Source organism: Massilia sp. TWP1-3-3 (assembly GCF_049897805.1).
Lineage (GTDB): Bacteria > Pseudomonadota > Gammaproteobacteria > Burkholderiales > Burkholderiaceae_D > Telluria_A.
The window spans coordinates 1-8,261 of sequence record NZ_JAFCWX010000062.1 but is presented as its reverse complement, the minus strand read 5'-3'; the positions used below and the strand labels follow the sequence as shown (position 1 = coordinate 8,261).

Here is an 8,261-nt window from a genome sequence, read left to right as displayed (position 1 = left end):
CTGCGCGACCTGCTGCGGCTAATTGCCGGAAAGACCTATCGACATCGAGAGAATCGTTCGAAGCCCAGGAAGCCCGGCGTAAAACCACACAAGAAGATGACTCAGAAAAACTGTTGAAAGGTCTTAACTTGGGTGGATTGACTCATCACTGGGTATGACAAACTCTAAGATTTTTATGCAAAACCGGAAAAAAATATTTGGCCTTGTTTCTCTCATAACCTACATTTGTTCAGTAAGCTGCTCGGCTGTAGAAACGGCGGCGACCACTGTGCGTCCGCCAACTGCGGCGGAAATGGTGCCAGTGTCGGCTGCCGTGATTGTGGGTCATATTGAAAAATACGTTTATCGCAGTATCGATAAAAGTTCCGAAGAATATGCGGCAAAATTTAGAGAATCAAGCAAGTTGGATGTGTTGTACGCGGTAGTCAGAGTCGATGAAGTGATTTATCAAAACAAAACGGTGCCGAATATTCAGAAAGATACGATTATTCCAGTCAACGGACCACTCGGCGATATTAAGTGTAAGTTAATTGGAAAAAAAATGATTTTTATTTTAGAGACTTTTGCCAAGTCATATTCTAGGTTGAGCCTGCCGGAGCGTTATACGTCACGCGTTTCACCTACGGATTTAAGTGAACGAAATGAAATTGAATCGGCCGTAGAAAAAATAAGATCTTCGAAATAAGAGAGTTTAACGGGACACACGATGACTACTGTAATAAATCCAGACATATTAATACCTCCCACCATTTTTTTTAAGATACAATATTCGCCAGAACAAACGATTAGGTATTCGTTTGCAACGGCGTATTCTGCTGCGGACTTCGCAATTTGGCCTGCGGCGGAGAAGATCAAGTATCTTCAAGGGTTTTCTGTTTTTTCCAATGCCCAGAAGAATGCCGTAAGAAAAATTTTGGAACTCGTGGGGCAAATTACTAGACTTCGTTTTGTAGAGAATCCTGTTCCCACAAGCTCAACTGATATCCGTTTTGGTTCTATGACGATGGTTTCTGCCGGAGGAGTGAGTCTTCAATCTCCTCCATCCAATCACCCACAACCCGTTAATGACGTTTTTATATCGTCATATCCCTTGTGGAAAAGTGCCGATCTCGACCTAGGATTGGTGGCATTCCGCTCATTAACCCACGAAATTTTGCATGCACTTGGTCTAAGTCATGCGCCTCCGCCACTGACGCATGAAGATTCTGTAATGTCCGAGGCTAACGTTCCTGCCGGATTTGTCTTTGGCATTACCCCTTTATTGTATGACGTGGCATCTTTGCAAAAAATTTCCGGAAAAAACACAACTTGGGCTCGAACTAACAATATTTATCAGTTTGAGTCAACGCTCGGTATCGGAATTTTATCTGAGTTGCAACCATTTCAGATTCTTAAAAACCAAAGAAAAGTTATCTGGGACGCGGGCGGTGTCGATACCTTCGATGCTTCGACCTATACCGCTAGCGACAAGCTTTCCATATCCCTATTGCCCGGAACCCTTAGCTCGATTGGCGGGACGCGAAATATTGGCATTGCTGACGGAGCAATGATAGAAAACGCCAAAGGCGGGGACGGCAACGACACGATCATCGGCAATGATGTCAACAATGTATTAACAGGCAACAAGGGCGACGACGTTCTACAAGGAGGCAAGGGCAACGATACTCTTGACGGGGGGGAAGGTGACGACAGTCTGGAGGGAGGCGTTGGCGATGATCTTTTGATTGGTGGTGGCGGAACCGATACGATTATTGGCGGCGCAGGCAATGACACCCTCGATGGCGGCACCGGCACCTCTAAATTTGTATTTGCGCCAGCTAGTGGTACAGCCGGCAAGGAAACCATCAAGAACGGCAGTGCCGGCAGCACCGTCTGGGTAGGTGCGATACAACTAAAGAGCGCCGGTGCAAGCGGCATCCCTTTATCTACCACAGCGGCCAACACGTGGACGGACGGCGCCATTCAATACAATTTCATCCGCGATGCAAGCAATCCTCTTTCGCCAATCGGCACACTCAAGATCACCGGCGGGGCATTAGGCGCGGGTGAAATCAGCATCGAAAGCTTCAATTTACAATCCGCCCAAAGTACGACGGGTTACCTCGGCATTCAACTGGCAAAGGGTGTTGGCGTAGCGGCGAACATACCTGGGAATTCGTTCCTCTCCAATGGCTACGCTCCTGCTGACGGCACCGTTAGCACCACCGGTCGCGAGCAAAGCGTCACGTTTTATCTTTCCACACCGGCGCTCTTCGATACCGCGCTCTCCATCGCGGCCATAGGCGGCACCTCGCCCTCTCTCAGCCTCAGCTCGGGACTGCTGTCCTTATCGGGCGGCGCGGCAACGATCATCATTCCTGCCGGTGCCGACAGCGTCACAGTCGGCCTGGTCAATGGCGGTGACCTGAGCGCGGCTCAATCGATCAAATTAAGTGCCATCATTTCAGGCACTTCGCTCGCTAGCAACAGCGTCACGGTCAACTATGCTGCCGTCGCGCCCGCCATACCGGGGACGGCGATCGCCGGTGTGAACGGCACGCTCCCCGTGGCAGGGTCCTTCACCGCTGCCATTGCGCCCGTCACCTTTTATAAGCTCGACGGTGGCAACGACAAGATCACTGCCGGTACGGGTACGAACATTATTGCCGCCGACATTGTGGGATATACATTGGTCGACGGTAGCTTCAACATTGCCAACAGCACCGCCGGCGGGACATTCCCCACCGGCCTTGCCGGCGCGATCCAGAATTATGCTGCTGGCAATAACACCATCGTTGGCGGTGGCGGGCAGAACCTTATCGGCGTGGGTAACGGCAACAACCAGATTTATGCCCGCTCCGTTGCCTCGCTCGACATAGCCTTGAGCCAGCAGGCATTGGCAAGTGCGCGCCATGCGATCGGGGATTGGATCGCTGCAGGTGACGGCAACAATACCGTGGTAGGCGGTACCGGCGATGACCTCATCCTTGTTGGAGAAGGCAACAATATCATTGTTTGCGGACCCGGGCAGAACACCGTCTACAACGGTGTCATCAACGTCGGCAATACGTACGAATATTTAAAAAACGTCTTGCCGGGCGATATACACGGTTTCGACGATCAAAATAATCATCAGGGTTTCGCCCGTGGCAATCTCAACCAAGGCGGGCGCATCAACATGGGCAACGCCACGATTTATGGCGGCGCCGGCAACAGCGGCTATGAACTTTCGAACGGCAACAACTACCTCGTTGCATGCGGCGGCAACGACACGATTGTTGCGGGCCGCGGCAATAATACAATCTTCGGCGGCGGCGGCAACGACACGATCTGGGGTGGTGGTGGCAACAACTACATCAATGTTAGCGCCGGCGATAGTTTGATCGTCGGGCAGGGGGGCAATGTCACCGTTATTGGCGGTAGCGGTAACGACACCATGTGGAGCGGCGACAGCAATGACGGTTGGGCAACCTCGCAGACTGGCAACTCGTATTTGAGAGCCGGAACTGGCAATACCAGAATGTCTGGCGCCGGTGGCCACGACACACTCATCGGCGGCGCCGGCCGCGACACCATTCTCGCCGGTGCCGGCACGGAATATATTGAAGCGGGCAGCGGCGACACCGGCATCATGGGCGGTGCCGGTATTAACATGATCGTGTTGGGCAGTGGCAGGGACTCGGTCAGTGCAGGCTCTGGTGCAACGACAATTGTTGGCGGATCCGGTGTTGATCTGATCTTTGGTGGCTCGGGGACCAACGTACTGAGCGCGGGCGACGGCGGCACCGAGACGGATCCGACACAAGTGAGCGCCGGCACCGGTAACACCACAATCAGAGGCGGCGCGGGCATCAATCTGCTATTTGGCGGCGCCGGTACCAATGTTATTTATGCGGGTGACGGCGGCAACATCATTCGTCCGACGCAAGTGGTGGCAGGGTCGGGTGCCACAACGATCTACGGCGGTCTGGGAATAGACAATCTTGTTGGTGGCTCCGGCGACGACGTGATTTATGCCGGCGACGGCGGCATTTACGGTCATGCCACATGGCTGACAGGGGGCAGCGGGAATAGCACACTTGTCTCAGGAAATGGCACGGCTGCTTTTGTCGGCGGCTCAGGGCAAACGACTTACTTGATCAAAAGTGGGACCAATTCCATTGTCAGCAGTAGCGCACGCGATATCTTGCAGCTTGATGCGAATATCGGCGACGTGGAGGCCAGTCGGGTTGACTACATCGATGGCAGCGTAGTCAAGATTACCTTGAAAAATGGCGCCACTCTCACGATCGAAGACGGAGGCTTGAGTCAGGCACAGTTTGCCGATGGCAGCGTCGCTACGTTCGAGCAGTTGCTCGCGCCAACTTTCCGCGTAGGTGACGCAACCTATTCTTCTGTAGATAGCCAATTGAATTGGGTAGCGGGCGTTTTCAATGGCTTCGCGGCGATGATGGCAGGTGGAGCGCAAGCCGCACTGCCCCCGGTCACAATGTCCCTGACACTGACCGGCGACAACGACATCATTGGAATCGGCAGCAACGTTGACAACGTGATCATGGCCAATGACGGTAATGACACCTTGGTTGCGGGCACGGCCAACAATACGCTGATAGGCGGCGGCGCTTCCGACGAATACGACGTCATTGCCGGTACCGGCACAGTAACAAAGATTCAACGCAGCACTTACAACGATAAGATCATGTTCGTTGCCGGCACGCGTCTCGGCGACTTGAGTGCGACCACGGCAACAGGCGCAAACGGCGCCTTGATCGTGACGCTTCAAAACAATCACGGCGGACAGGTAATTCTGGAGGGCAATGTCTCAGAAATCGACAGTATTAACGGCATGCTCGACGAAATTGCATTTGACGACGGCAGCACGTCGACGCTGGGGCAATTGCTTGCTGCGCTGACGAGCGGTCCGACGGCGGCAACGTCTGCGGTAAGTGTCGTCCTGGCGAGTGGGGTCCAGAACATGACATTGGTGGGTGACGCAAACATCACGGCCACCGGCAATGCGCAAAGCAACGTGATAACGGCCAACAATGGCAACGATACCCTCATCGCCGGCACCGGCAATGCCACCCTTGTTGGCGGTGGCGGCACGGCGACCTATGTGGTCGGTCTGGGCAACGTCACAATCAAGAATAGCGGCAGTGCCGACACGCTGGTGTTCGGGCCCGAGATTTTGGAACGAAATCTGACGGCTACAAGCGCCGTGGTCAACGGCAGTACCGTAGTCACGATCGGCAACAGCGAGGCAGGCTCAATCACGATTGATGGCGGTAGTCTCAGCCAACTACGTTTTGCCAATGGAGATGTGGCAACTGTGAGCCAGTTGCTCGCTGCATCGTACACCTTGGGAACGACGACTTATTCGAAAGTGAATGCGACGGCGGGCGCGGGCGTGACCACGCTGCATCTGACCGGCAGCGCTGACCTCATCGGCACTGCGAACGGCTTAAGCAATGTAATCACAGCCAACTCCGGCAATGACACCCTGATTGCGGGTAGCGGCAACGATACGCTGGTAGGCGGCAGTGGCAGCAATACCTACGTGGTAAGAAGTGGCGCGCAAGTTACCACGATCATTGGAAGCAGCTTGCTGGACAAATTAAGTTTTGGTTCGGGCGTCACGCTTGCCAATTTGAGCGCGAGCGGGGCCAAGTTGAATGACGGATCAACCAACATCACGATCATCAATAGTATGGGCGGCGCCGTGGTGATCAATAGCTCCGGATACGCGCTCGACCGCCTTGTTTTTGCAGACAATGGCACCGCGTCTCTGGGGACGTTGCTGGCGCAAGCAACCAGCGGCAGCACGGCCGCAACATCCGCGCTGGACGTGGTAATGGGTGAGGGCATCCAGCACATGACGCTGACCGGCACGGCCAACCTGACGGCCAGAGGCAACAGCCTCGATGGTGTGATCAGCGCCAACAGCGGCAATGACACGCTGATTGCGGGCCGAGGCAATGACACCCTCATTGGCGGCAGCGGAGCGACAACGTTTGTGGTCAATTGGTGGGCGGGTGACGTTTTCATCAACCAAAGCGGCAATGGGGATACGCTGGTATATGGGGCGGAAGTCCTTGAGCGCGATCTGCTGGCTAGCAGCGCAGTTGTCAACGGCAATACCGTGGTGACGATTTCCAACGGTCCGGCAGCGACTGTGACCATCAATGGTGGTGCGCTGAGGCAGGTACATTTTGCAAACGGGGACGCGGTAACGCTGAGCCAATTGCTGGCGTCAGGATACACCGTTGGCACCACCTCCTATTCCAAGGTCGATGCGATCGCCGGGGCCGATATCACCACGCTCAGTCTGACCGGCAGCGCCAATATTACGGGTACCGCCACCAACCTGAATACGGTGATTCGAGCCAATAGCGGCAACGACACGCTGATTGCCGGAACCGGCAATGACACGCTCATTGGCGGCGTGGGTATCAATACCTACGTCGTCAGCAATGTGTCACGAACCACGACGATTAACGACAGCGGTGCGGCCGACACGCTCAGTTTTGGCCCCGGCGTCAAGCTTGCCGGCCTGATCGCGAATGCGGAAATGACGGGCAATGGCTCGATCAACATCAGAGTAGGATCGTTTTCCAGTTATATCAATGTCGTGATCAATACGTTTGGCGACCCACTCGACAAAATCCTGTTTGCGGACGGCAGCACCGCCTCGCTTGGCGCTTTGTTAGCCCAGGCAACCAGCGGTCCAACGAGTGCAACGTCGGCGGTCGATGTCATATTAGGGAGCGGCATACAAAACATGACGCTGACCGGCACGGCCAACCTGACGGCGACAGGTAACAACCTGAACGATGTGATCACCTCCAACCAGGGTAACGATACCTTGATCGCGGGCACCGGCAACGACACCCTGGTCGGCGGCAAAGGCGGAGCGACGACGTATGGCGTGAATCTGGGCAGCGGCGTGGTTACCGTAGCCAGCAGCACCAGTGCCGATACGCTGCAATTTGGCCCGGGCATCAGCGCCGCCAACCTGTCCGCCAAGACTGCGGTCGTCGCGAACGTTACCGTGGTGACGATCGCCGTGAGCGGCGGGAAAAGCGTCGTCGTCAAAGGCGGCGCCTTGAATCAAATCAGATTTGCCGACGGCGCCACCACCACGGTGAGCGAACTGGTCAGGCTGGGCGATATCCAGTCCTCGGCGATCAACGCTACGCTGGCTGGCGGCTTGCACCAACTAATTTTGACCGGAGCGGGCAATATCAGCGGCACCGCGAATGATTTGGATGATGTCATCATTGCCAACAGCGGCAATGACACGCTGTACGCCGGCAGCGGCAACGATACGCTGTATGCCGGCACGGGCAACAGCACGCTGGTAAGCGGGTCAGGCCACGTGACCATGGTCAGCGGCAACCCCACCGGCAGCGGCAGCGGCGCCACGACGTTTGTCGACAATGGACAGTTTGCCGTCGCCTCGCAAGACTACAATCCGCGCACCCAGCAAATCACCATCATTGGCGGGCCGAAGGACATTTTGCAGTTGGCGCCGAACATGGTGATGACGGAATTTTCCGTTCAGCGAAATGACGATAACTGGATCCTGCAGTACACCTCGCTGAACTACGGTTTCTACATCAGTTCCCAAGTGAACGTCAACGGACCATTGGGCTTTTTGGGCCTGCCGGACGGCACCGTCATTCCTTTCCTGGACTTTGTCAATGGAACCTATGTCGATGCGGGCATTCAGTACACCAGCGTCAGCACGACCGTCAAGCCTGGCATCACGAACATTGTCTTAACTGGCAGTAACAATATTGCAGTGACGGGGAATGACCTCGACGACGTGATCACGACCAGTTACAACCGGTCTACCTGGATTGCTGAAGCGACGGGCGTCGATACGCTCATCGGTGGTAGCGGAAACGACACTTTGATCGGAAGCAAAAGCACCGTGCTCATTGGCGGCAGCGGCGCCACGATGTTCCAGGGTGCCGGTACGGTTATCCAAAGCAGCATTAACGATGCGATCTACATCCCTGATTATATTTACACGAACTGGGGGCACACCTATGCCAGCGCCTTCATGGCCAAGATCCGAAGCGGGAGCCAGACGCCCGATGTCGTGCTCAAGGCCGACGGTTCCTTGAATTTGTATGTGACGGGAGATTACTACTCCCGACTCCTAGTGTAGTGCGTCATAAATAATAAGACTTATTATATATATGCATGTATCCTTGTCATATGGAGGGGAAATCATGCGTGTAGCGATGAAAGTTGAGTTGACGGAAGCGCAGCGTGGG

2 protein-coding genes are annotated in these 8,261 nt (G+C 54.9%); both read left to right on the top strand.

What is annotated here, in order from left to right:
* Positions 1–175 precede the first annotated feature (175 nt).
* Entirely contained in the window at positions 176–685 is a 510-nt protein-coding gene (locus ACP7D4_RS27145) for a hypothetical protein (RefSeq protein ID WP_426212470.1), read from the top strand.
* Positions 686–706: 21 nt separating this feature from the next.
* Positions 707–8,152: a M10 family metallopeptidase C-terminal domain-containing protein gene (locus ACP7D4_RS27140; RefSeq protein ID WP_426212468.1), complete on the top strand. Its 7,446-nt coding sequence runs from the start codon at positions 707–709 to the stop codon at positions 8,150–8,152.
* The last annotated feature ends 109 nt before the right edge of the window (positions 8,153–8,261 follow it).

What these genes read in the sequence shown, in the direction of transcription:
- ACP7D4_RS27145 (WP_426212470.1), top strand. Translation starts at nt 176, where the DNA reads ATGCAAAACCGGAAAAAAATATTTGGCCTTGTTTCTCTCATAACCTAC.
- ACP7D4_RS27140 (WP_426212468.1), top strand. Translation starts at nt 707, where the DNA reads ATGACTACTGTAATAAATCCAGACATATTAATACCTCCCACCATTTTT.